This window comes from Streptomyces sp. WMMB 322 (genome assembly GCF_900090145.1).
Lineage (GTDB): Bacteria > Actinomycetota > Actinomycetes > Streptomycetales > Streptomycetaceae > Streptomyces.
On the sequence record NZ_FMHI01000006.1, the window covers coordinates 209377 to 233292 of the forward strand.

21 protein-coding genes, 2 tRNA genes and 1 pseudogene are annotated in these 23916 nt (G+C 70.3%); 7 read left to right on the forward strand and 17 right to left on the reverse strand.

Features of this window, described 5'->3' with window-relative positions:
• Window positions 1-138 precede the first annotated feature (138 nt).
• From H180DRAFT_RS12640 to H180DRAFT_RS12685, 10 genes are all read right to left on the reverse strand, one after another.
• Window positions 139-669, reverse strand: coding sequence for a hypothetical protein (locus H180DRAFT_RS12640; RefSeq protein WP_055486120.1), 531 nt, complete (start codon window positions 667-669; stop codon window positions 139-141).
• Window positions 670-760: 91 nt separating this feature from the next.
• A complete protein-coding gene (locus H180DRAFT_RS12645; RefSeq protein ID WP_055486121.1) occupies window positions 761-1513 on the reverse strand; it encodes a D-Ala-D-Ala carboxypeptidase family metallohydrolase in 753 nt (250 codons plus the stop codon).
• A 233-nt stretch (window positions 1514-1746) separates the two neighbouring features.
• The gene (def, locus tag H180DRAFT_RS12650) at window positions 1747-2406 is read right to left on the reverse strand and encodes a peptide deformylase (protein ID WP_055486122.1); all 660 of its coding nucleotides are present in this window, start codon (window positions 2404-2406) and stop codon (window positions 1747-1749) included.
• Between the two features lie 120 nt (window positions 2407-2526).
• On the reverse strand, window positions 2527-3525 hold the full coding sequence (locus H180DRAFT_RS12655) for a tetratricopeptide repeat protein (protein WP_055486234.1): 999 nt from the start codon (window positions 3523-3525) through the stop codon (window positions 2527-2529).
• Window positions 3526-3699: 174 nt separating this feature from the next.
• Window positions 3700-4944: an HD-GYP domain-containing protein gene (locus H180DRAFT_RS12660; protein ID WP_055486123.1), complete on the reverse strand. Its 1245-nt coding sequence runs from the start codon at window positions 4942-4944 to the stop codon at window positions 3700-3702.
• On the reverse strand, window positions 4941-6482 hold the full coding sequence (locus H180DRAFT_RS12665) for an HD-GYP domain-containing protein (protein ID WP_074466769.1): 1542 nt from the start codon (window positions 6480-6482) through the stop codon (window positions 4941-4943). The genes H180DRAFT_RS12660 and H180DRAFT_RS12665 overlap by 4 nt, the downstream gene beginning before the upstream one ends.
• Window positions 6483-6779: 297 nt before the next feature.
• Window positions 6780-7166 carry a mycothiol system anti-sigma-R factor gene (gene rsrA, locus H180DRAFT_RS12670; protein WP_055486124.1) on the reverse strand — a complete coding sequence of 129 codons (387 nt, stop codon included), beginning with the start codon at window positions 7164-7166 and terminating at the stop codon, window positions 6780-6782.
• Window positions 7163-7978, reverse strand: coding sequence for a sigma-70 family RNA polymerase sigma factor (locus H180DRAFT_RS12675; RefSeq protein ID WP_074466785.1), 816 nt, complete (start codon window positions 7976-7978; stop codon window positions 7163-7165). The genes rsrA and H180DRAFT_RS12675 overlap by 4 nt, the downstream gene beginning before the upstream one ends.
• Window positions 7979-8058: 80 nt before the next feature.
• The gene (locus tag H180DRAFT_RS12680) at window positions 8059-8793 is read right to left on the reverse strand and encodes an alpha/beta hydrolase family protein (protein WP_254666002.1); all 735 of its coding nucleotides are present in this window, start codon (window positions 8791-8793) and stop codon (window positions 8059-8061) included.
• Window positions 8794-8985: 192 nt separating this feature from the next.
• Window positions 8986-9804, reverse strand: coding sequence for an SOS response-associated peptidase (locus H180DRAFT_RS12685; RefSeq protein WP_055486237.1), 819 nt, complete (start codon window positions 9802-9804; stop codon window positions 8986-8988).
• A gap of 118 nt (window positions 9805-9922) precedes the next feature.
• Between H180DRAFT_RS12685 and H180DRAFT_RS12690 the strand changes: the two genes are divergently transcribed.
• The 3 genes from H180DRAFT_RS12690 (at window position 9923) to rsgA (ending at window position 13121) form a co-directional block, all read left to right on the forward strand.
• Entirely contained in the window at window positions 9923-10636 is a 714-nt protein-coding gene (locus H180DRAFT_RS12690) for a M50 family metallopeptidase (protein ID WP_055486125.1), read from the forward strand.
• A 95-nt stretch (window positions 10637-10731) separates the two neighbouring features.
• The gene (gene aroA / locus H180DRAFT_RS12695) at window positions 10732-12096 is read left to right on the forward strand and encodes a 3-phosphoshikimate 1-carboxyvinyltransferase (protein WP_055486126.1); all 1365 of its coding nucleotides are present in this window, start codon (window positions 10732-10734) and stop codon (window positions 12094-12096) included.
• A gap of 14 nt (window positions 12097-12110) precedes the next feature.
• Window positions 12111-13121, forward strand: a complete 1011-nt coding sequence (rsgA, locus tag H180DRAFT_RS12700; RefSeq protein WP_055486127.1) for a ribosome small subunit-dependent GTPase A — start codon at window positions 12111-12113, stop codon at window positions 13119-13121.
• A gap of 201 nt (window positions 13122-13322) precedes the next feature.
• Here the strand turns inward: rsgA and H180DRAFT_RS12705 are convergent, their stop codons facing one another.
• The gene (locus tag H180DRAFT_RS12705) at window positions 13323-13940 is read right to left on the reverse strand and encodes a TetR/AcrR family transcriptional regulator (protein ID WP_055486128.1); all 618 of its coding nucleotides are present in this window, start codon (window positions 13938-13940) and stop codon (window positions 13323-13325) included.
• A gap of 227 nt (window positions 13941-14167) precedes the next feature.
• Here H180DRAFT_RS12705 and hisN point away from each other — a divergent pair, with 227 nt between their 5' ends.
• Both hisN and H180DRAFT_RS12715 read left to right on the forward strand, forming a co-directional pair.
• The gene (gene hisN, locus H180DRAFT_RS12710) at window positions 14168-14962 is read left to right on the forward strand and encodes a histidinol-phosphatase (protein ID WP_055486129.1); all 795 of its coding nucleotides are present in this window, start codon (window positions 14168-14170) and stop codon (window positions 14960-14962) included.
• A gap of 167 nt (window positions 14963-15129) precedes the next feature.
• Window positions 15130-15537: a CBS domain-containing protein gene (locus H180DRAFT_RS12715; protein WP_055486130.1), complete on the forward strand. Its 408-nt coding sequence runs from the start codon at window positions 15130-15132 to the stop codon at window positions 15535-15537.
• 120 nt (window positions 15538-15657) lie between these two features.
• Here the strand turns inward: H180DRAFT_RS12715 and H180DRAFT_RS30790 are convergent.
• Window positions 15658-15783, reverse strand: a pseudogene (locus H180DRAFT_RS30790) (hypothetical protein); the annotation flags it as partial.
• Window positions 15784-15890: 107 nt separating this feature from the next.
• On the opposite strand from H180DRAFT_RS30790, the gene H180DRAFT_RS12720 reads away from it, so the two are divergent.
• On the forward strand, window positions 15891-16307 hold the full coding sequence (locus H180DRAFT_RS12720; protein ID WP_055486131.1) for a Fur family transcriptional regulator: 417 nt from the start codon (window positions 15891-15893) through the stop codon (window positions 16305-16307).
• Between the two features lie 113 nt (window positions 16308-16420).
• Here the strand turns inward: H180DRAFT_RS12720 and H180DRAFT_RS12725 are convergent.
• The 4 genes from H180DRAFT_RS12725 to H180DRAFT_RS12740 form a co-directional block, all read right to left on the reverse strand.
• Window positions 16421-16494 (reverse strand) — tRNA-Met (locus H180DRAFT_RS12725).
• Between the two features lie 160 nt (window positions 16495-16654).
• Window positions 16655-18415, reverse strand: a complete 1761-nt coding sequence (locus H180DRAFT_RS12730; protein ID WP_074466786.1) for a tetratricopeptide repeat protein — start codon at window positions 18413-18415, stop codon at window positions 16655-16657.
• 578 nt (window positions 18416-18993) lie between these two features.
• Window positions 18994-19067, reverse strand: a tRNA-Met gene (locus H180DRAFT_RS12735).
• A gap of 75 nt (window positions 19068-19142) precedes the next feature.
• The gene (locus tag H180DRAFT_RS12740) at window positions 19143-22013 is read right to left on the reverse strand and encodes a UPF0182 family membrane protein (protein ID WP_079100067.1); all 2871 of its coding nucleotides are present in this window, start codon (window positions 22011-22013) and stop codon (window positions 19143-19145) included.
• A 131-nt stretch (window positions 22014-22144) separates the two neighbouring features.
• Here H180DRAFT_RS12740 and H180DRAFT_RS12745 point away from each other — a divergent pair, with 131 nt between their 5' ends.
• Window positions 22145-22717 (forward strand): PPA1309 family protein, encoded by a 573-nt coding sequence (locus H180DRAFT_RS12745; RefSeq protein WP_175437762.1) that lies wholly within the window; start codon window positions 22145-22147, stop codon window positions 22715-22717.
• An 81-nt stretch (window positions 22718-22798) separates the two neighbouring features.
• On the opposite strand, the gene H180DRAFT_RS12750 is transcribed toward H180DRAFT_RS12745, so the two are convergent.
• Window positions 22799-23893 (reverse strand): YlbL family protein, encoded by a 1095-nt coding sequence (locus H180DRAFT_RS12750; protein WP_055486132.1) that lies wholly within the window; start codon window positions 23891-23893, stop codon window positions 22799-22801.
• Window positions 23894-23916 lie beyond the last annotated feature (23 nt).

Genomic DNA, 23916 nt, shown 5'->3' on the forward strand with positions numbered 1-23916 from the left:
ACAAGGGGGCCGCGCTGCCGGCGCGGCCCCCTCGTTCGCAGTTCCTGTTCCCGTTCCCGTTCCCGTTCCCGTTCCGCAGAGCCTGATTGCAAGAGCCTGTTCCGCAGACCCTGTTCCTCTCCCGCGGAGCCGGCTCGGTCAGCCCTTGCCACCGTCCAGGCAGCCCCCGCAGTTGTGGAACGTGACGTCCCAGTGGTTGCCCTCGTCGAAGTAGATGTTCCCCGAGCCGGACTGCCACTTGCTTCCACCGATGGAAGTGAAGGTGTTCTTGACGTAGTTGCTCAGGCAGCTCGTCATGCTGAAGTCGAGCTTGTAGCCGTTCCAGTGGCTGTACGTGCCGCTGGCGTGGCCGGTCTCGGTCCCGCCCGTGACGGTCAGGCTGCAATTGCTGGCGTTCTTGAGCGTGATGGCCCCGTCGATCGTCGCCGAGTTGACCTGCTCCAGCGAGGTGCAGTTGGGCTTGTTGCGGTCGGAGCAACCGCCGCTGGAAGTGATGCTGATTCCGGCTCCGTTGAGCTTGCTCACCGCGGCGGAGTGGCTCATCTTCGCGAGCGGGCTCGCGTTCTCGGTCTGGTCGGTCGTCGCCTCCGCCACGTACGCGGTGGAGAAGAGCGCGAGTGCCATCGCCGATGCGCCGACGGCTGCCCGCAGAGCGATCTTTCTGTTCATGGGGGGTTGGTTTCCTTCCTGGAATGGATCAGGGCCGGCGTTGCCGACTGTCGTCGTGCGGGTGTGATCCGTGTACGTGTTGCACCTGAAGTCAGGAGGTGACGCCGCAGTCGGGGGCGTCCCAGTACTTGCCGGAGCGGTGGTCCACGTGCGTGTGGTCGTCGTGCCCCGGGTAGCCCGGCCCGAGAATGCCGTTGAAGCCGCGGTTGCGTGCCTCCTTGGCGAGGGTGCAGAGCGAGTGGGGTCCGGAGCCCAGGTCGGCCGCGTCACCGTAGAGATGACGGCTCGAAGGCGCGCCTCCCACCTGGTCGTTGCAGGCCTTGGACCGGAAGCCGCTGGTGACCCTGAGCGGCTCGTCGCCCAGCGCGTGCCGCATGGCCTCCAGCTTCCACATGGTGCGCAGCGCGTTGGACTTGGCCTCCGCGGCGCTGACGGCTCCGCCGCTCCAGTCGGAGTTGCAGTTGTTCAGCTCCCCGAAGTCGAAGTGGGCGGGCGAGCAGTCGTCGTCCTGAAGCTCGTAGATCTTGTCGTATGTGGCGGCGTCGGCCGTGCCGCTGGCGCTCAGCCCGTATGCCTGCTGGAAGCGGGAGACGGCGGCTTTCGTGGCCGGGCCGAACTCGCCGTCGACGGCGATGACTTCGCCGCTCGCAGGGTAGCCGGACACCCGGATCTGCAGTTGTTTGACGTCGTCCCCGGAAGCGCCCTCTGCGAGATCGCGGTTCCAGGTGAAGCAGCCGTCGGCGGCCCGCTCCGGGGCGGCGATCGCGACGGCGGACGTGCCCACCAGAGCGGCTGCCGCGACCATGACAAGTGTCAGAACGGCTCTGACCGTACGCCGGGGCATGGTGCCTCCATGAATGTGGGGGGTGACCACAGAGCTTGTCGTGACGAAAAGAAGGCGTCAACAACTGCCAGGAAATGCCAATGGACTTGGCCACTGAATCCTGAACGACCGCCTCCGCTGCGACCGCACCCCCTGCCGCCGGCCGTCACGAAGCCGCACAGCACGACCGCCGCCCGGCACCAGTGGCACCGGGCGGCGGTCGTACGGCGAAGAGCGGGGCCTCCCGCCCGGGCTCAGTCGTTGGGCACGGTCTCGTACCGCGGCGTTCCCTCGGCCATCTGCCGCAGGGCGTCCTTCCGTTCCCGCTTCGAGAGCCGGTCGATGTACAGATAGCCGTAGAGGTGGTCCGTCTCGTGCTGGAGGCAGCGCGCGAAGTAGCCGGTGCCCTCGACGGCGATGGGCTTGCCCTCGGCGTCCTGCCCGCGCACGACCGCATAGTCGGGGCGCGCGAGGGCCTCGTAGGCGCCGGGCACCGACAGGCAGCCCTCGTTGGAGTCGTCCAGACTGCGGCTGCCGGCGGGCAGTTCGTCCAGCACCGGGTTGCAGACGGCGCCGACGTGCCGCACTCCCCCGTCGTCCACGCAGTCGTAGACGAAGACCTTCAGGTCGACACCGATCTGGTTCGCGGCGAGACCGACTCCCTCCGCCGCCCGCTGGCTGGCGAACATGTCGTCGATGAGGGAGGCCAGTTCGCCGTCGAAGGAGGTGACGTCCTTGCACTCCTTGTGCAGCACCGGATTCCCGACGACGGTGATCGGACGTGCCGTGCCGCGCTCACGGTGAGCGTTCTCGCGGGCTTCGCAGTCCCTGGTGTCGTCCACGAAGCCGGAACCGGCCGTGTCAGCTGCCCCCGTCACGGTCTCCCCGCTGATCTCCTGCTGCTGTTGCGCCATCCCGCCGCTTGCCTTCCTCGCCACGTGAACCGTCGCCTCACAGCGTAGCCGGATGTGCGGCACGGCCGTCCCGGGACAGGGGGTACGGGGTTCCCCCGCAAGCCGGCCGGCGAAGGCCTCTCAGCAGACCTCTTCGAGGTCTCGCCACTCGCGGCTGTCCGGGCTGTCCGCCACCCAGCTGTCCAGCAGCCCCCGCACGAGACCGCTCGGAGCCGCCAGCCCGCATTCGCGCTCGGGAACCCACAGATCGCCCGGCCCTCCCGGCGTCATGTGACCGAGCGGACCGGGATGCCCAGGCGAGCTGTGGTCGTGCGGATCGACGTGCGTGGCTCCGTCGCCCTCGTCGGCGGGCATGCTGCTCTCGGAGCACGTGCGGCACAGCAGGCGCACCGAGGAGGACCAGTCCTCCGCGGCGAATCCGGCGTCCGAGGCCAGCCGCTCCAGCGCGTCACGGTCGGTCTCGGTGGCCGCCTGGAGCAGGACCACCCAGGTGGGCACGGGCGAGGGGGCCCAGAGCTCGATCTCGTCGAAGACGGGGTAGGACGGGCCGCTCATCGTGGTGCGTTCGCCGTGCGGCACCCCGTCGTGGAGCACCACCTCGCCCCAGCGCCGCCCGGAGGACGGCAGCGGAATGCTCTGGATCTCGACGCGGGCCGGGTCGATGCGGCGTCCCCATACGACCTCGGCCTCACCCTCGGGCGAGAGCCGCACGGCCGCGCTGCCCAGTTGCATCCCGGTCGGTTCGGCGACCGCCGCGGACTGTGACTGCCCGGGCACGCGCAGCCCGTATGCCTGCCAGGCACGCCGGGCCAGGGGCCAGTCCTGCAGAGCGGTGGCGGCGATGCCGACGTTCCACCAGTCGGGAGCGCCCGTCTGGCGTTCCAGCAGTGCGACGGCACGCAGCCCCGCGGTGCGGGCCTGCTCCCAGTCGTGCCGGAACTTGTGCAGCAGTGCGAGGTTGAACCACGACTCCGACAGCCACGGCTCGAGGTCGGCGGCCTGCGTGAGCAGTGCTCCCGCGTCCTCGTAGCGACCGTCGCCGATGAGTGTGAAGGCACGGTCCGTCGCCTGCCGCCACGAGGCGGAGGGACGATGTCTCACCCTGCCGAAGATCCTCACGATGTTCCCGCCTGATTCCCGCCTGTAGACCGGCTGCTGCTCGCGCTCGCTCCTGCTTTCGGCGTCCTTCTTCCCAGCTCCCCGCACTCGATGTGAGCACGGTGTATGCGCTCTCCGGAGTTCCCCTCCCGCATCCAACCATGCCCGTCGGGCGGCCTGCTCACTACCCGGGCGTCAACTCGTGACACCTCGCGACACCACGCGTGACAGCGCCTCCACGACGCGTGGTTCGTAGTCGTGTGCGCACCCGAGCCGCAGCTTCTCGAGGGCTCGCAACGACCGTTCGATAGAAGCCTTCCCGGCGACCATGTCCTCGTAAGCGTTGACCGCGCGGACGATACGTGCTGTGAGCGGCTGCTCACGGAAAGGACTGGCCTGCCGTTCGACCACCACGGCGACGTCGGAGGCCACCCCCGTCTGACGCACCACCGCGCCGCCCAGCAGGGCGATGCGGCGCTGCAACTCCGGTTCGAGCCCTTCCGTGGCGCCCGAGGCGACCGGGTCGACGAGGGAGAGCTGGCCGATGTCGTGCATGAGCGCCGCGTACTCCAGCACGGTGAGGTCCGGCTCGGTCAGTCCCAGCTCGCGCCCCACGGCCAGGCTGAGCTCGGCGACCCTGCGCGCATGCCCGGGCGGTGTGTAGCCCGCCACCTCGGTGGAGCGTGCGAGGGAGGCGATGGTCTGCCGGTACGTCGCGCGTACGGACGCGTACCTGCCGAACGAGAACTGCGTGAGCAGCAGCGGCAGGCAGAAGACGGGCAGCGCCCACAGGCCTGCGGCGCCGACGGCGAGCGCGATCACCGCCCCCGTCGCCCCGATGGCCGCGGCTATGCCGACACGGGCGCGCAGCTGGTCGCGGAGCAGCGGCCCGACGGGCCTGCGGGCACCCGCTGCGGCGAACACGGCCGCCAGGACGGCATCGCAGAGCCCCGTCAGCAGTGTGATGGCGAGCAGCAAGAGCGCGTAGTTCGGCCCGCGTCCCACCCACTGCGCCAACGCGCCGGAGTTGTACAGGGGTTGGAAGCAGGTGGCGGCGAAGCCGACGGCGAGCACTCCCCGCAGCGCGTGGTCGACTTCGAGGGACGGGCCTCTCAGCGCGCGGGGCGCATGGCCGGCCAGGGCGGCGACGATCACCACGGCCACGACCTGAAGGACGCCGTGTGTGGTGCCCTCGCCCCCGACATCCCCCAGCAGGGCGTAACCCAGGGCTCCCGCGGCGCCCAGCGGTGCGCTGGTGGGGGCGCGTCCTTCGTGGTCGCGGCCGGGCAGCCGCACCCGCGCCGATTCACCCACTGCCACGACAGCGGCGAACGCGAGCGCCACCCAAGGCTCTTCGAGCCCCCGCCACAGCGTGACACCGAGCGCGGCGCAGCTGAGTGCGACGGCCGCGCCGCGGCACAGGGCGACGGCGATCCTCATGCCGGCGGCCGCCCCGCGTTGGCCCCTTCGGCCCGGGGAGCGCCGTCCGCCCGCGGGGCGGATTCGCCGCGCTCGGCGGACTCGCCGGGTTCAAGGGGCTCGACGGGCTCCGCGAAGGGTTCGACGGGCTCGACACGCTCGGCGCGTTCAACGGGCTCCGCGCGCTCGGCCGGTTCCGCCGGGTTCCGCGCCACGGGCACGTTTCCGCCCGTACGGTCCGCCGTGACGGCGGGCGACCAACCCTGCCGGTCCAGAGCGCCGGCCAGTGCCCGCACCATCCGCGGGTCGAACTGCGTGCCCGCGCAACGTTTCAGCTCGGCGACCGCGCTGCCGACCGGCCGCGCCCGGCGGTAGCTGCGCGTGGACGTCATCGCGTCGAAGGCGTCGGCCACGGCGACGACCCGCGCGAACTCGGGGATCTCGGCGCCGGCGAGGCCGTACGGATAACCGCTGCCGTCCAGCCGCTCGTGGTGGTGCAGGATCGCCGCGCGCGCCTCCTCGAGGAAGCCGATGCCGCGGACCATCTCGTGCCCGTACTCGGGGTGCAGCTCGATGACGCGGCGCTCCTCGGGCGTGAGCGGACCTTCCTTGCGCAACAGCCGTGTGGGAACGCCGAGTTTGCCCACGTCGTGGAGGATGCCGGCAAAGCGGAGCGCCTCGGTCCGCTCCTCGTCCATGCCGAGCTCACGGGCTATCAGGGCGGACGCACGGCCGACTCGTTCGCTGTGGCCGCGCGTGTAGCGGTCCTTGATGTCGACCGCCTGCACCAGCGCACGGATCGTCGACTGGTGAGCACCGCGCTCACGGTGGTACTGCGCGAACGCCCAGCAGCAGATGTACATCGGCAACAGCACGAAGAACGCCGCGGCCGGCCCGTACGGACTGCGCCACAGCACGGCCATCATCAGCCCCACGAACCCGTGCAGCAGCTGGGGCGGAACCGCGCGCTGGAACTGCCCGCGCCAGGCCGCCCGCGGCGCACACCTCTCGGCGGCGACGAGGACGGCGCCGTCGAGCAGGGTGACCACCGCGCAGAACGTGAGACCCGCGGCAACGGCAGCAGCCGGAAACGCCGGAAACCCCGGCAGCGACGCGGGCCCCGGGCCGGAGGGGCTCTCCTGCGCGAGGCCGGACAAGCCGCAGTCGAACAGCGCGCACACATGCGCCGACGCCCAGGCGGCAAGGGCCAGTTGAGCGGCGTGCCAGCCGCGCCGCGCGGCAGCGTGCCGCGGTTCGACGCGCCCGGCCAGCGCCCCCGGCAGCGGTACGAGCGCCGCGGCGGCGGGCGGCAGCAGGAAGGCACCGGTCAGGAGGACGGGGAAGAAGGCACCCATGTTCCCGGGGATCCTGTGGCCCACCAGCGGGCATCGCGGCAGGAGTTCACAGATCGCGTAGAGGGCGGCGAGCGGCACCAGGACGCCCCACTCGACACCGGACAGGTCCAGGAGGGCGGGGGCCGCGCACCACAGGGCGACCGACGCGGCGCACACGATGAGCCCGCGTGCCGCCCACGGCAGGCCGACTCGCCCTGCACGCATCGGAAACTCCTCCCCGTACCACGGTGGAAGGGGAGAATAGGACGGCTGTGGTGGCAGCGGGGCTGATCCCGCTCAATCCTCCGCAGGGGACGCCGAGTTCTCACACCTTTGAGTGAGAAGAAGCCGGTCCACGGGGCAGAACGCTCCCTGCTGCCCTACGTATACGCCACCTCAGGGCTGCCGGCGCGGCGTTCGTCCACGCCCACACCTGCGCCGCGTCAGGGTCGTGCCAGCAATGTCAGGCGGTGCCAGGCAGTGCCAGGCAGTGCCAGTGTCAGGCATCAACATGTCAGGCCCTCAGGCGTACTTCTTGCGCCCCGAGGCGCTCTGCGGCTGCGCCGCAGACGTGTCCGAGGTGTCCCCCTCGGGCTCCGGTTCGGCTGCCGCCGCTGGTGCTTCGACGCCCGGTGCTTCGGCGCCCGCCGCCTCGGCCGCACGGATCAGCTGGATCCGCCCCATCACCTTCGAGCGAAGGTCCGACGGCACCTCGTCCTTGCCGCAGCAGCGCTTGACGAGCTTCTTGACCTCCTGCTCGAGGCCGTACTTCTCCAGGCACGGAGAGCACTCGTCGAAGTGCTCCTTGAACTTCACGCAGTCGCTGTCCGGCATTTCCCGGTCGAGGTACTCATAGAGGTGGTCGAGCACCTCGGAACAGTCCGTCTCGTGCGGTTCTCCGCAGCTCATGAGCCCGAACCTTTCCCGTTGTGCGATTGCGCGGCTCCCGCAGGAGCAAGACCCCGGTCACGCGCGTAGTCCTCGAGCATGTCCCGCAGTTGACGCCGGCCACGGTGCAGCCGGGACATGACCGTCCCGATCGGCGTCCCCATGATGTCGGCGATCTCCTTGTAGGCGAACCCCTCGACGTCCGCCAGGTACACGGCGATACGGAACTCCTCCGGGATCGCCTGGAGGGCCTCCTTCACATCCGAGTCCGGCAGGTGGTCGAGGGCCTGCGCCTCGGCGGAGCGCAGCCCCGTCGACATGTGCGACTCGGCGCGCGCGAGCTGCCAGTCCTCGATGTCCTCCGCCGCGCTGCGCTGAGGCTCGCGCTGCTTCTTCCGGTAGGAGTTGATGAAGGTGTTGGTGAGGATCCGGTACAACCACGCCTTGAGGTTGGTGCCTTCACGGAACTGGTGGAAGGAGGCGTACGCCTTCGCGTACGTCTCCTGCACGAGATCCTCGGCATCGGCCGGGTTCCGCGTCATGCGCAGGCCGGCCGAGTACATCTGGTCGAGGTAGTTCAGCGCGTCCCGCTCGAAGCGGGCGCTGCGCTCCGCCTCGGTCTCCTGTCCGGCGTTTTCGCCGTCTTCGGTCCCGGTGACCGGACCCACCTCCTCCGGTGCCACGGCAAGCCCGATGGCGGACCCGCCCGAATCGGAGAATAGACGACGTTCCGCTCCGCGCGCCGCCCCGGTCACCGTCCCGCCGGCGAGCGCGACCGTGGCCCAGTCCAGGTCGGCGGCCTTCGGACGCTGCGGGCAAGCGACAGAACCCATGCTGACGGCTCCCTTGGTCTCGGTCATTCGACTCTGCTGTGAACGCATCCGCCCCGGGTGTTCATTCCCGCGCCCCGTAGTCATCCCCGGCCGCCGGAAGAAGACAGGGAAAGCCCGTGGAGCCAGTCGGCGACAGCGTCCGTGAGCAGGGTCATCGCCTCCTCCTCACCGGTTCCGGCGCTCTTGGGCACGGAGAGGCCGTGGTCACCGTGGGGCACCTCCACGATGCGTGTGTCCTCGGGGAACTCCGCGGGGCGGCCGAACGGGTCGCGCCCGCCCTGCACCACGAGCACCGGCACTCCCGCCCCGGTCAGCTCCTCGACCCGGGACTTCTCCGGTTTCCCCGGGGGATGCAGCGGAAAGGACAGCGCGAGCACGGCCGCCGCTCCGAGTTCCCTGCCCGTACGGCATGCCACGCGCGCACCTGCGCTGCGCCCGCCCGCCACGACGGGCAGGTCCGGCGAGCACAGATGCGGCCACAGGTCCCTCCATGCGGCATCGAGGGTCTTGGGTGCGGGCGCGACTTTCTTCCCGGCCACGCGCCACGGCTGTTCGACGAGCGCGACGGTCACGCCCCGCGGAGGGAGGGCGTCGGCGAGCGCCCTCAGGTCCCGCGCCTCGATCCCGCCGCCCGCGCCGTGGCCGAGGGCGAGGACGGCACGCGCCTCACGTGCGGCGTGCCAGGTGATGCGGGCGTCTCCCGCGGTGGTGGGGACGGTCCGGGCGGCGGTACGGGAACCTTCGGCTGCCTTCCCCTTGCCCCCGGCACGGTCGTTGTGCGCGCCGTGTCGGGCGCCTGCGGCTTTCTCGGTCATGGAAAACCATCCTGCCCCGTTCTGCCCCGTACCTCGGTCGTCCCCGTCCCCCTGTCGTCCCCGCAGCCGGCCGGGCCGGCGGTTACGCGGCTCCCCTGCCCGTGGTCGAGGGCGGCAAAAGGAGCTCCGGTCGTGTCAGGCAATCACCCGTGGCCGTGCCGCACGCCGTGGCCGGCGCCCTGCGGCCGCGCGTCAGAACAGCGTGCCGACCTCGGGGCCGGTCAGCTCCCTGACGAGTTCCGCGCTGTTGTTGCGTACGTTGCTCACCTCGGTGGAGACCGGATACGCGCGCATCATCCCCGGCGGCGGGGGCTCCAGCAGCGCCCGCAGCTCCTCCTGCGGCCGGCGAGCCGGGTCGAGCCATGCGTTCCAGCGCTCCGGGAGCAGCATCAGCGGCATCCGCGGGTGGATCTCCGCCAGCGATTCGGGGCCGTCCTCGCCGGCCGGTTCCGCCAGCGGCGCCGTTTCCGCCTCCGTCGTGACCACGGTGCAGGTGGTCCACCACGCCCTCGGGTGGTCGTCGGGCAGTGTGCTGTCGCGCCAGAACTCGTACAGCCCGGCCATCGCCATGACGGAGCCGTCGGCGGGGGTCACGAAGTACGGCTGCTTCCGCGGCCGTTTCCGCCTCCCGTCCTGCTCCAGCTGGAGCTCGCCCTTGGCCGTCGCCCATTCGAAATATCCGTCGGCCGGCAGGAGGCACCTGCGGGCGGCGAAGGGCCGCCGGTACGCCGGCTTCTCGTGCACCGTCTCCGCCCTGGCGTTGATCATCTTCGCGCCCATGTCCGGCGACTGGGCCCACCCGGGTACGAGGCCCCACGTCAGCGTCCGCAACTGCCGTACGGGGCGCGGGTCGTGCGCTCCCTTCAACGGGCGGTCCAGGATCGCGTGCACCCGTTTCGTGGGGGCGACGTTCCAGTCGGGCGCCAGGGTCTCGCTGGGCTCCCACATCTCCACGCCGAAGAGCGCGACAAGGTCCTCGGGTCTCCGGCTTGCTGCATACCTTCCGCACATGAGTGCCACACTGCCACGGCACTGATGAGGAGCGCCCCGCGTTCACGGAGAAGCGCGCTCCGCCGGAGAAGAAGGTGTGCGGGGCAGTTCGTGCCGCGCCGGGAGGACAAAGGACAGAATGGACACCACGAGCATCGCCGGTCTCTGGGACCGGGTCTTCGGCACACAACCCGACCCCGACCAGTGGCTGGTCCTCACCACCGCCGCCATAGCCCTCGCCGCCGTCGTGCCGCACAGCGTGTGGCGATTGTCACGGAACGCGGTCACCATCGCTCACGAGGGCGGCCACGGGCTCATAGCCCTGGTGTCGGGGCGCCGGCTGGAGGGAATCCGTCTGCACTCCGACACCTCGGGCCTCACCCTCTCCCGCGGCAAGCCGACCGGCATCGGCATGGTCCTCACCGCGGCCGCCGGCTACACCGCACCCTCCCTGCTCGGCCTCGGCGGTGCCTGGCTGCTGGCCGCGAACCACATAACGCTGCTCCTGTGGAGCGCCACCGCCCTGCTGGTGGCGATGCTCACGATGATCCGCAATGCCTACGGTGTCCTGACCGTGCTCCTCACCGGCGGCGCCTTCGTCCTCGTCTCATGGCTGACGGAGCCACAGGTGCAGGCGGGGTTCGCCTACGTCGTGGTCTGGTTCCTGCTGCTCGGAGGCGTACGGCCGGTCTTCGAACTCCAGGGCAAGCGCCGGCGGGGAGGCGCGCCCGACTCGGACGCGGACCAGCTCGCCCGCCTCAGCCACCTGCCCGCCGCGGCCTGGCTGCTCCTCTTCCACGTGGTCTCGCTGACCTCACTGATCGGCGGCGGACGCTGGCTGCTGAGCCTGTGAGCCACCGCGAAGGCTTCGGCGGAGTCGCACACGAGGGGTTCCGTGCGTAATTCGCCGAGATCGGTGCACCGGGGCGAACGACTAAGGTGAGTTCCATGACCGAGCAGACCGTCTCCGCCGCCCTGTGGCCCGCGCCGTTCGCGCAAGGACCCGTCGACGCGACCGTCGCCGTGCCCGGTTCGAAGTCGGTCACCAACCGCGGTCTCGTGCTCGCCGCCCTGGCCGCCGACACCGGGCTGCTGCGCCGCCCGCTGCGCTCGCGGGACACCCTGCTGATGGCGGAGGCCGTGCGCGCACTCGGCGTGCACGTCGAAGAGGGCGTCGGCCCGGACGGCACCGGTGAGTTCTGGCGCGTGATCCCGGCGGCGCTGCGCGGCCCGGCCACCGTCGACGTCGGCAACGCGGGCACGGTGATGCGGTTCCTGCCGCCTCTGGCCGCCCTGGCGGACGGCCCGGTGCGCTTCGACGGCGACCCCCGCTCGTACGAACGTCCGCTCCACGGCGTCATCGACGCGCTGCGGGTCCTGGGCGCCCGCATCGACGACGACGGCAGGGGACGCCTGCCGATGACGGTGCACGGCACAGGCTCTCTCGCCGGCGGGGCCGTGCAGATCGACGCGTCGGCCTCCAGCCAGTTCGTGAGCGCGCTGCTGCTGTCCGGGCCGCGCTTCAACCAGGGTGTCGAAGTGCGTCACGTCGGTGCCGCGGTTCCCTCGGCACCCCATATCCGCATGACGATCGACATGCTCCGCAAGGCCGGCGCGCAGGTCGACGCGCCGGAGGACGGCGGCGAGCCCGACGTCTGGCGGGTCACGCCCGGCGCCCTCCTCGGCCGGGACCTGGTCGTCGAGCCCGACCTGTCCAACGCGCAGCCCTTCCTCGCTGCCGCGCTGATCACGGGGGGCCGCGTCACCGTCCCCGACTGGCCGGAGCACACCACTCAGCCCGGGGACGCACTGCGCCGCATCTTCACGGAGATGGGCGGATCGTGCGTGCTGGACGAGCGCGGGCTGACCTTCACCGGAAGCGGCCGCATCCACGGCATCGACGTCGACCTGAGCGACGTCGGCGAACTGACGCCCGGCATCGCGGCGGTGGCCGCCCTCGCCGGGTCCGAGTCGGTGCTGCGCGGCGTCGGCCACCTGCGGCTGCACGAGACGGACCGCCTGGCGGCCCTCACCAGGGAGATCAACGGCCTCGGCGGCGACGTCACCGAGACCGAGGACTCCCTGCGCATCCGCCCGCGTCCGCTGCACGGCGGCGTCTTCCACACCTACGACGACCACCGCCTGGCCACCGCCGGTGCCCTTCTGGGCCTGGTGACCGAGGGCGTGAAGGTCGAGAACATCGCCACGACGGGCAAGACCCTCCCCGGCTTCGACGGCATGTGGGCAAAGATGCTCGGCACGGACGGCGGGAACGCCGCGAGCGGCGGCACACGCGTCGAAGAGAGCGCCTGAGGGCGGGCCCGGCGATGCGCCGCTACGGCAAGCACACCGACGAGGACGACGTCCGCGTACGTCCCAGCCGCAAGGGCAGCCGTCCGCGCACCCACACCCGCCCCAAGCACGAGGACGCGGCGGCGGGCATGGTGCTCACCGTCGACAGGGGCCGGTTCACCTGCCTCGTCGACGGCCGCATCATCACCGCGATGAAGGCGCGCGAACTCGGCCGCAAGGGCGTGGTCGTCGGGGACGAGGTGGCCCTCGTCGGCGACCTGTCCGGGGCCAAGGACACCCTCGCCCGCATCGTCCGCGTCGAGAAGCGCACGTCTGTGCTGCGGCGCACCGCCGACGACAACGACCCGTACGAACGTGTCGTCGTCGCCAACGCCGACCAGCTGGCCATCGTCACCGCGCTCGCCGACCCGGAGCCGCGTCCGCGTCTGATCGACCGCTGTCTGGTCGCCGCCTACGACGCCGGCCTGGATCCGCTGCTCGTACTGACGAAGTCCGATCTCGCCCCGGCCGGACCGCTGTTGGAGAAATACACGCCCCTCGGGGTGCCGCACGTGGTGACCAGCCGCACCGAACTGGCCGACGGAGAGGCGGCGGAACGGGTACGGGAGTCGCTCTACGGGCGGGTCACCGTGTTCGTCGGGCACAGCGGCGTCGGCAAGACGACCCTGGTGAACGCCCTCGTCCCCGAGGACCGCCAGCGCACGACCGGCCACGTCAACGCGGTGACGGGGCGCGGCCGGCACACGACGACGTCGGCGCTGGCCCTGCCGCTCCGCGAAGAGGGGAGCTGGGTGATCGACACCCCGGGCGTGCGCTCCTTCGGACTCCACCACGTCGACCCGTCGCGGGTCATCGGCGCCTTCCCCGACCTGGAACCGGGAACCGCCGGATGCCCGCGCGCATGCAGCCACGACGAGCCGGACTGCGCACTCGACCAGTGGGTCGCAGAAGGCCACGCCGACCCGCAGCGGCTTCACTCGCTGCGCCGGCTGCTGGAGACGCGGGAACTGCGCGAAGGCGACTGACCTGCACAAACGGGCGGGCACGGGCATCATCACGCCGCCCGGAAGCCCTGCCGCCCACAGCCCGGGAGCACGCCAGGCACGCGGACACGCACGCCCGGAGGCATTCCACACGGCGGCGCGGCAGCCGGTCGTCGCGGCGGGATTCCCGGAACCGGGGTCAAGCGGGGCGGGGCGCCACCCGCGGGCCGCGGCGCCGCAGGGTCAGCGCGGCTGCGACAGCAGCGCCCGCACCACCTCGCGGATCTGACTCACCGCCTCCTCGTCCCGCCGCTCCGAGGGCGGGGCCACGACGAACGACAGCGTGATCCGCACCCCCGCCTCGCACGCCAGGCCCAGCCGGCCGGAGGAGCCGTTCGGCGAGAGCCCGTCGATCATGCGCTCGCACAGCGTGGCGGCCAGCGCCCCCGGTTCCCCGGGACGTACGGCGGACGCATCCCCGGCGGTGCCGGCCGCTCCGGCGTCCCCGGCCGCGGGCAGCGGCATCGGCGTGCCCCAGCATCCGGTGAGTGCCGCGCGGACGATGGGTTCGTCACGGGCTGTCCGCAGCATCCAGGCCGCCGCCGCCGCGAAGGAGGCCACCGGGTCGGCTCCGCCGCGGGAGCCCTCGGCAGCCGCACGTACCGCTCCCTCGACGAAGCCGTCGACCAGCCGTTTCACCAGGGCGGCACCGAGGCCCTCCTTCGTGCCGAACTCGTTGTAGAGCGTCTGCCGGGACACACCGGCGGCGGTGGCGACGTCCACCATCCGCACTCCTGTCCACGGCTGTGTGCCGACGGCCCTGTGTGCGGCTTCCAGCAAGGTCTCGCGTGCAGTAGGCATCGTGCCTCCGAACCCGGCGGCTGGGGTGCGGGACAGAATTGACGCGCCGCCAACTCCTGTCAAGACAGCGGGCAAAGACCCCGTCGACGACGCCGGTCCACGGCTTGCCGTCCGTGGCCCCCGTGGTGCCCCCCGGCGCCACCCCTCAGCGCGAACGGAGGCACTCGCATGGCTTCCCCCGGCACTGCCCTGTGGCTGGCCACCGGGCTGGTCGATACTGTTCACACATGCCGGGTTACCACGATGATCTGCGTCTCGCCCATGTGCTGGCCGACGCCGCCGACGCCGCGACGATGGAGCGGTTCAAGGCTCTCGATCTGAAGGTCGAGACGAAGCCGGACCTGACGCCGGTGAGCGAGGCCGACAAGGCTGCCGAGGAGCTGATCCGTACTTCGCTCAAGCGCACCCGCCCGCGCGACGCGGTGCTCGGCGAGGAGTTCGGCACGGAGGGGCACGGTTCCCGGCGCTGGATCATCGACCCGATCGACGGGACGAAGAACTACGTCCGCGGGGTTCCCGTGTGGGCGACGCTGATCGCCCTGACCGAGCTGGGCGAGGGAGGCGACCAGCCGGTGGTGGGCCTGGTCTCGGCGCCCGCGCTGAACCGGCGCTGGTGGGCGGCGAAGGGGGGCGGCGCCTACACCGGGCGGAGCCTGTCGCAGGCCACGCGTCTCCAGGTCTCCCGGGTCGAGTCCGTGCGGGACGCCTCCTTCGCGTACTCGTCCCTGCACGGCTGGGAGGAACGCGGCATGTTCCCGGGCTTCCTGGAACTGACCCGCGACTGCTGGCGTACGCGGGGTTACGGGGACTTCTGGCCGTACATGATGGTCGCCGAGGGTTCGGTGGACGCGTGCGCCGAACCCGAGCTGTCGCTCTGGGACATGGCCGCCCCCACGATCATCGTTCAGGAGGCAGGCGGCACGTTCACAGGCCTCGACGGCAGGCACGGCCCGCACAGCGGGAACGCCCTCGCCACCAACGGTCTGCTGCACGAGGAAGTGCTCACGTATCTGACCGCGTAGCAGGTACGCGGCACCACCCCGGGCGCGCGTGAGCCGGCGGGCCGCCTGTCGGGGACGCGCCCTTGTTGTGGTCCCGGAGCCGTGTGAACATAAGACTCCGAAAGATTGTGACCTTGTGAATCTCTTCTCGAATGGGAGAGGTTTCTCCAAGGAGGTGGACCACGCACATGCCCACCCTCGTCCGAGACGCCATGACCACGGTTGTTCTGACCATCGGCCCCGCCCACACACTCCGCCAGGCCGCCGCCCTGATGTCGGCCAGGCGGGTCGGCGCAGCCGTGGTCTTCGACCCCGACACCAGCGGGCTCGGCATCCTGACCGAGCGCGACATCCTCAACTCCCTCGGCGCGGGCCAGGACCCCGACCAGGAGACGGCACAGTCCCACACCACGACCGACGTCGTCTTCGCCGCGGAGGAGTGGACTCTGGAGCAGGCCTCTGAAGCCATGACCCACGGCGGGTTCCGCCACCTGATCGTGCTGCACGAACAGGAGCCCGTCGGCATCGTGTCCGTACGGGACATCGTGCGCTGCTGGACCGGCAGAGCCGAGGCCGTGGGGGCCGTCGGGGTGTGAGCCGGGCGCTCGCGCGGCTCACACCGGCGCGGCGGCGCGGGCCTCCTGCACACGGCGAGCAACACCGGAGGGACCGTGCGACGGCACGGTCCCTCCGGGTTCTTACGGCAAGCTGCCGGATCAGCCGCGCAGGGCCTGTACCGCGGCCTCTGGCCGCTTGCCGCAATCCTCGTCCGCCTGGCGGAAGTTCTCGATCGCCCGCCGGAAGACCTCTTCGCGCGGAGCCTGCGAGAGGCCACCCGTCACGACCGGGCAGCTTGAGCCGATCCTACATTGGACTTTGTCTAAGTCAAGAACTTGACGAAGTCCGTACGCGTTCTTTTCCCGGACCCCCGCACTGCTAGGGTTGGCGTATGAGCGACCTGCTGGAGCGACTCCGCGACCGGGGCTGGCGGCTCACCGCGCAGCGGAGAGTCGTGGCCGAGGTGCTGGACGGCGACCACGTGCACTTCACGGCGGACGAGGTGCACGCCCGCGCTGCCGTTCGCCTGCCGGAGATCGCGCGGGCCACCGTCTACAACACGCTGAGCGAACTTGTCTCCATCGGCGAGGTGATCGAGGTCAGCACTGACGGCCGCGCGAAGCGGTACGACCCCAACGCCCGCCATTCACATCAGCACTTGGTCTGCTCGAAGTGCGGCACGATCCGTGATGTGCACCCCTCCGGCGACCCGCTGGCCGGTCTTCCCGAGAGCGAGCGCTACGGGTTCACGGTCTCGGACGCCACCATCACCTACCGGGGCACCTGCCCCCAGTGCACCGCCGGCTGACACCGACGTCCCGCCCGGCTTGATCCGGGCAGACGGCAGCTCCCCGCCACACGCACGTGACGAGACATGCGAAGGGCCCGGATCCCTGAGGATCCGGGCCCTTCGACTTTCAGTAGCGGGGACAGGATTTGAACCTGCGACCTCTGGGTTATGAGCCCAGCGAGCTACCGAGCTGCTCCACCCCGCGCCGTTGTGCCGCAACTCTAACCCTGCGCCGACGACCAGCGCAAATCGCTTCCGTGCAGTGAGGCCGGGCCGGCACGGGATCGCGTCCGGGCCGGTCCGACCGCACAGGCGTCGTCGGCCCACACAGGCTTCGCCCCGGCCGGTCCGGCCGGGGCGAAGCGTCAGGCCGTGAGCTCCGAGTGGAGGGCGTCGTACAGCTTGGCCGCACGCGCGGCCACCTCGGACGGGCCCAGCTCGACCGCACGCGCGCACCAGTGCTGCCCCGTCTCGAGCTCGCCCCGGCGTGCGCTCAGCAGCGCGAGGCGAAGCGCCGCGCGCCCGTGCCCCGCCTCGGCGGCACGGGTCCACCACAGCGCCGCCTCCGGCTCGCTGCCCTCCCGGGCCAGCAACAGCCCCAGGTTGAACGCCCCGTTGGGGCTGCCGGCCTGCGCCGCGGCCCGGTACCAGCGCGCGGCGTCGACGATCTCGCCCCGCGCCGCCAGGCACATACCAAGCCGCACCTGTGCACGCCGGTGACCCTGCTCGGCCGCACGCTCGTACCACTCCTCGTGCTCGTCACGGCTGCTCACATGTGCGGTCGCACCCGTCGAATCGGCCTCCCGCGGGCTGCGGCGCTCCAGGAGCACTGCGAGCCGGAAGGCGCCCTCCACATTGCCGGCGCCCGCGGCGCAGCGCAGCTGGCGCTCCGCTCCCTGCTCGTCTCCCTCCCTCAGCAACGCGATCCCGACCTGCAGCGCGGCCTCCGCATGCCCGGCCGCCGCGGCCTGCGCGTACCAGACGCGGGCCGTACGGTGATCACCCCGGCCGACGTGCAGGATGCCCAGATTGAACGCGGCGTCGACGCTCCCCGCCTCCGCCGCCTTGGAGAACCAGGGCTCGGCGCCGTCGGCGTCGCCACGCTGCAGCAGAAGCACGGCGAGAGCGTTGGCCGCCTCGCGGTGCCCGGCGTACGCGGCACGCCGGTACCACTGCTCGGCCTGAGCCGTGCGCCCCTGCGCCGCGCAGAGCAGTCCGAGGTTGAACGCTCCGTTGTCGCAGCCCGCGTCGAGTGCCACGCGGTACCAGCGCTCCGCGGCCTGCCTCTCACCGCGGTCGGCGTGAAGAGCACCCAGCGCGTTCGCCGCGTTGCCGTCGCCTTCCTCGGCGGCACGGCGCCACCAGACGGCCGCGCTCTCCTCGTCGCCCGCGTCCCGCAGCAGGAAGCCCAGCGCACACGCGGCGCGCGGCTCGCCCTCCTTCGCGGACGTGAGGTACCAGCGGCCCGCCTCCTTCAGTTCGCCGCGGCGCTCAAGGATGGCGCCGAGCCGGAGCGCGGCGCGGCGGTGACCGCGCGCGGCCGCCTGCCTGTACCACTGCTCGGCCTCGCGCTCGACGGTCTCCGCCGCCTCGTCGTCACCGGTGACGTCGGCCGCGCGCTTGCCGATGATCTGCGCGAGCCGGTACGCAGCCTCGCGGTGGCCCTGTTCGGCGGCGGCGCGGAACCAGGCTTCCGCGCCCTCATCACCATGGTGGTCGAGCAGATCCGCCAGGGCGTACGCGCCCAGCGCGTGGCCGCACTCGGCGGCATGGAGAAGCCAGTAGTGCGCCGCGGCCTCGTCCCCCCGCTCGCGGTGGTGCCTGCCGAGGGAGTGGGCGGCGGCGGCCGACCCGGCGACGGCGGCAACCCGCCACCAGCCGGCGGCCTCGTCGGCGCTGCCTCGCTGGTGAAGCAGAACCCCCAGGTTGTTGGCGGCCGCACGGTCCCCCGCCGCGGTGGCCGCCCGCAGCGGCGCCTCCGCACCGTCGAGATCGCCGCTGCGCAGCAGCCGCGCCCCGAGCACGCTCAGCTCACCGATGTCCTCGACTTCTCCCGCCCCGCTGTCAACTCCCGCCGGAGCCGTACCGGTACCCGGCGGAGCCTCCAGTCTCACCTTGTCCCCCATGAACCCCATGTTCGCACCACCCGCAACCCACGTACACCTGGAATACCACCACCGGGTGAGGTCAATTCAGAGGTTTGTCGACTTCCCGACAGAGAGACACCTCAAACCGTCTGCCACGAAAGGGAGTTGAGTTGTCCTGCGTTGACGCGTGCGAAGGGGCCGGATCCTTGAGAATCCGGACCCGCCACCGGCCACCCGTTCTCGTTCTTCTGCGACCTCGGCGTCAGGTCCTCGCCGACATCGCTTCGACCCCGGACTTCCGGCACGAGCCGGGAGCCCGAGGCGAACCGCCGGCGGCTGCCCGACGTGCACAGCGACAGCCGGACTCACTGCGGACGCGTCGGGTTCTCCGGGTCCTGGGTCTTCTTGCCGGCGGGACGCCCTCGCCGGCTGCTCGTGCAGACCCCGGTCGAGGTGTGCCGGGACGAAGTCACGTTCCCCTGAGCCCTGCATGCCCGCGGGTGACCGTCTCTGCCCCACGGGGCGCGCGGCTTCCTTCGGCCAACGGATCCGGTCATCACTACGCGAGTGGGCCCCCTTCTGTGTCAGAAGGGGGCCCACTCATCTGCGATCTTCAGTAGCGGGGACAGGATTTGAACCTGCGACCTCTGGGTTATGAGCCCAGCGAGCTACCGAGCTGCTCCACCCCGCGCCGTTGTGTGACAACTCTACACCACGGTGGGGAGTGCTCCGCACCCGGGCGGGTGTGACCGCCCGGGTGCCCCAACTACTCCTTCTTCGCTGCCTTTTCGGCGTCCTCCTCGGCGTCCTGCGCCTCCTGGATGGCGTCCTCGAGGTCCTGCTGCGCCTTGCCGTACGCCTTCCAGTCGCCCTTCTCCAGCGCGTCCTGGCCCGCGTCGTACGCGTCCTGGACGTTCTTCAGGGCTTCACGCACCGATGCGTCACCTGCCGCCGGCGGCTTCTCCGACTGATCGTCGGGTTCGGAGGCGTCCGGGTCGCCCTTTGCGTCGAAGACCTTGTCGAGGGCCTGACCCAGGGTGTTCTCGAAGGCGATGCGTTCGCCGTAGGTGACCAGAACCTTCCGCATGCGCGGGTAGTTGGTGCCCGCGCCACGCACGTACACCGGCTCGACGTAGAGCAGGCCGCCCTCCAGCGGCACCGTCAGCAGGTTGCCGTACTCGATCTCGGAGTCGCCGCGCTTGAGGAGGTTGAGCGACTCGGCGATGGCGGGATCGGAGTTGAACTTGCTCTGCACCTGCGAAGGACCGGAGACCGTCGTGTTGGACGGCAGCCTCAGCATCTTGATCTTGCCGTACCCCGGACTGCGCGGATCCGCGTCGATGGCCATGAAGGCGCCAAGCGTCTCCCGCTTGTTGGGGTTGAAGGTCGTGGTGAGCGAGAAGGTCTGCTTCTTCTCGTCGGGCATCTTCAGACTCAGGTAGTACGGCGGTACCGCATTGCCCTTGTGTGTCGGGTCGTCGGGGATCTGCCAGCGCTCACTGCCGCTGTAGAACTGCGAGGGCGACGTGACGTGGTACCGGGTCAGCAGTTCCCGCTGCACCTTGAACAGGTCCTGCGGATACCGGAGATGGTCCATCAGGTCGTCGTCGATTTCGCTCTTCGACTTGACCGTTCCGGGGAAGGCCTTCATCCAGGTCTTCAGGACGGGGTCCTTCTTGTCCCACTGGTACATCTCGACGTCACCGCTGTAGGCGTCCACCGTCGCCTTCACGGAGTTGCGGATGTAGTTGACGCGGTTCTCCTTGGTGACCACGGCGCGCTGACCGTCCGTCAACGAGTCCTCGGTGGTGTCGCCGAGGGTCGTACGCGAGGAGTACGGGTAGTTGTCGGACGTCGTGTAGGCGTCGACGATCCACTTGATCCGGCCGTTGACGACGGCCGGGTAGGGGTCACCGTCGATCGTCAGCCACGGGGCGACGGCCTCGACGCGCTTCTTCGGCGTCCGGTTGTAGAGGACCCGGGAGCCCTCGCCGATCGCTCCGGAGTAGAGAATCTGCGGCTCGTTGAAGTTCACGGCGTACGCGGCGCGGTTGAGCGGGTTGGCGAGGTTGACCCCGCTCTTGCCCGTGTACGTGTACGTCTTCTCGCCCTCGTCGTCCGCGTAGTCCAGCTCCTTCTGCGGACCGCCGACGATCGAGTACTGGTTCGTCTTCTCCCCGTAGTAGACGCGGCCTTCGTACTTGCCCTTGTCGCCCTTGGGCGGCAGATCCTTCTCGGTGAAGGACGGCGCGCCGTCATTGTCGACCGTGGTGCCCTTGGCGGCGACCATGCCGTAGCCGTGGGTGTACTTGAAGTGCGTGTTGATCCAGTTCTTCTCGGGGATGCCGTCGGTGTTGATCTCGCGCAGACCGACGACGGTGTCCTGCTCCTTGCCGTCCTTGGTCTTGTAGCGGTCCACGTCGAGCACTGCCGGGAACTGGTAGTAGCCCCTGACCTGTTGCTTCTGCTGGAAGGTCGGCGAGACGACATTGGGGTCGAGCAGACGTGTGCTCGCCGTGGTGTCCGCGGCGTCGCGCAGTTGCTGCTTGTCCGCCTTGCTCGTGCCCGAGTAGTCCTTCACCTGTGAGTCGTCGACGTCGTAGGCCTCACGCGTGGCCTTGATGTTCTTCTTGATGTACGGCGTCTCCTTGGCCTGCTCGTTCGGCTGGACCTGGAACTTCTGGACTATCGCCGGGTACAGGCCGCCGATCAGGATCGCCGAGAGGACCATCAGTCCGAAGCCGATGACCGGCAGCTGCCAGGTGCGGCGCCAGATGGTCGCGAAGAAGAGCACGGCGCAGATGATCGCGATGCAGAAGAGGATGGTCTTGGCCGGCAGGTATGCGTTCGCGTCGACGTACTTCAGACCCGTCCAGTTGTCGGTCGCCTTGAAGTCGCCCGACTTCACGGCCAGCCCGTACCGGTCCAGCCAGTAGGCCACGGCCTTGAGGGCCACGAAGAAGCCCAGCAGCACGGACAGATGCCCCGTGGCCTGCGCCGTCGCGCGGGCGCCCGGGGTCGTCACCCGCAGACCGCCGTACAGGTAGTGCACCAGGGCGGAGGCGAGCAGGGACAGGACCACGACGGCGAAGCCGAAGGCGAGCAGGAAGCGGTACCAGGGCAGATCGAAGGAGTAGAAGGAGATGTCCTTGCCGAACTGCGGATCAGTCTTGCCGAACGGCACGGAGTTGACCCACAGCAGCCACGTGCGCCACTGCCCGGCCGCCGAGGCGCCGGCGATCAGCCCGACGAGAGCGGTCACGCCGAGCAGCACCCACTTCTTGTACGGGGCGATGCTCATCCGGTAGCGGTCGAGGCTCTGCTGCTCCAGCGACATGGCGCTGAGCGGCGGACGCATGCGGTGCGCGATCCAGACGTTGAGCCCGACGGCCGCGGCCATCACCAGACCGAAGACGGCGAACATGCCGACCTTCGTCCACAGCGTCTTGGTGAAGACCGAGCTGTACTGGACCGAGCGATACCAGAGCCAGTCGGTCCAGAACCCGGCGAACATGACGAAGAGCATGGCGAGCACCGCGAGCACGCCGGCCGTCATCAGCAACGTACGGGAACGCCGGGAAGGCCGGCCCACTCTGATCCGTGGCCCTGAAGGACCGGCTGGCCCACGGTCCGGCATTTGAAAAGCCAAGGTGCGCACCTCGAAGATCGCTGTGACAAGAAGGGCCCAGCATCGTAAGCCCACTCATGCAACTTACCGAAGCTTTACCCAGTTCCCGATCCCGGGGTGGAAGCGGGCACGATATACCCATGGACAACCTCCCCACCGACGGCACGCCCCCCGCCTCCGACCCGCTCACCCGAGCGGTGCTGGAACTGGACGAGTACGCGGCAGGTCTGGGCTGGGACCAGCCGAGCCGGCTGTTCGCCCTGGTCGACACGGCCCGACTGCGCGCGGAAGAGCCCGAACTCGCAGGTCAGCTCGGTTTCGACGACAGCGGCCCGGCGGCCTCCTCCCTCACGCCCGTCGAACAGGACGAGCTGCCCACAGGTGCTCCGCTCGATGAGTTCCTGGCGACGATCGCCTGGCCCGAGGCCGTCACGGGCTGTGCGATGACCGTCGAGCGGCTGATGCTGCCGCAGGCCGCCGAGGAAGCCGTGCCGGAGGAGCTCCAGCGGGAGGGGGCCGAGGAGAAGCTCGCGGAATGGGTCGGCGAACACCCCGAACGTCAGGAGGTGCGGCTCACGGTCGCAGTGCTGCGGGACGGCACGCGCGAGTCGGCTCTGCGCCTGCGCTCAAAGGACAGCCCGACGGAGGTCCTGACCGGCTCGGGCCTGGTGCCGGGACTGGCCGACGCCCTGGCGGCGACGTTCGAGGAGTGACCGAGGAGGGCAGCTCCGCCGGGCCGATGCCCGGGAGGGGCAGCCTTGCGGACACAGCAGACACAGCGGACACAGCGGCCGTCAGCCCGCCTTGCAGCGCGGGAGGGCGGCCGTGTCGTCGTTGCGGATCTTCTCCAGCGCGTCCATGGCCTCGTCCATGGTGCCCGTCCTGACGAGAGTGAGACCGTCCGGTTTGTCCTTGGAAGCCGAAGGACAGTTGGCGGACGGTGTCAGGAAGTACTTGGCGCCCTTGGCGCGTGCCGCGACCGTCTTCATCTGAATGCCGCCGATCGCTCCGACCTTGCCCTTGTCGTCGATGGTGCCGGTGCCCGCGACGAACGAGCCGCCGGTGAGGTCCTCCCGCGTCAGCTTGTCGACTATGCCCAGGGAGAACATCAGGCCCGCGCTGGGGCCGCCGACGTCGGCGAGCTTGATGTCGATGTCGAAGGGGAAGGAGTGACCGGCCGCGGGCTGGATGCCCACGATCGCGCGCCCGTCGTCCTCTGCCTTCTTCGTGCCGACGACCACCTGCCGCGCGTCACGCGGGGAGGGCTTCTTCCCTGCCTTCTGGGCCGCCTTGACATCAGCGGCCGGGATGATCGTGAAGCGGACCTTCTCCCCCGGCTTGTGCTTGGTCACGATGTCCGCGACGCCCTTGGGGTCCTTGACCGGTTCGCCGTCGACGGTGCGGATGAGATCACCGGCGTGCAGCTTGCCCTCCGACGCCCCGCCCTTCACGACGGACCCGACGATGATGTAGCTGGGCACCCGTATCCCCAGCTCCCTCAGCGCCGACACCTTCGCGCTCTCCTGCGAGGCGCTGAACTCCTCCGCGTTCTGCTGGTCGACCTCCTTGGCCGACTTGTTCTCCGGGTAGAGAGTCGAATGCGGAACCACCGCGCTGTCGTGCTGCAGCCAGCCGCCGACGGCCTCCAGCAGATTCATCCGGTAGTCGGCGCCGGTGACGCGGACCGTCGTCATGTTCAGGTGGCCGGACGTCTCGTAAGTCCTGCGGTCCTTGATGCTGAGCACCGGCTCTCCGTCGTGCTCGCCGAGCGTGTTGACCGTCGGCCCGGGCGACATCTCCGCGTACGGCACCTTGATCAGCAGCCCGGCACAGAGCATCGCTATGAGGAGCAGCGTGGACGCGAGCATCGTCGCGGTGCGTCGTGGCATAGCACGACAGTACGGGACGGGAC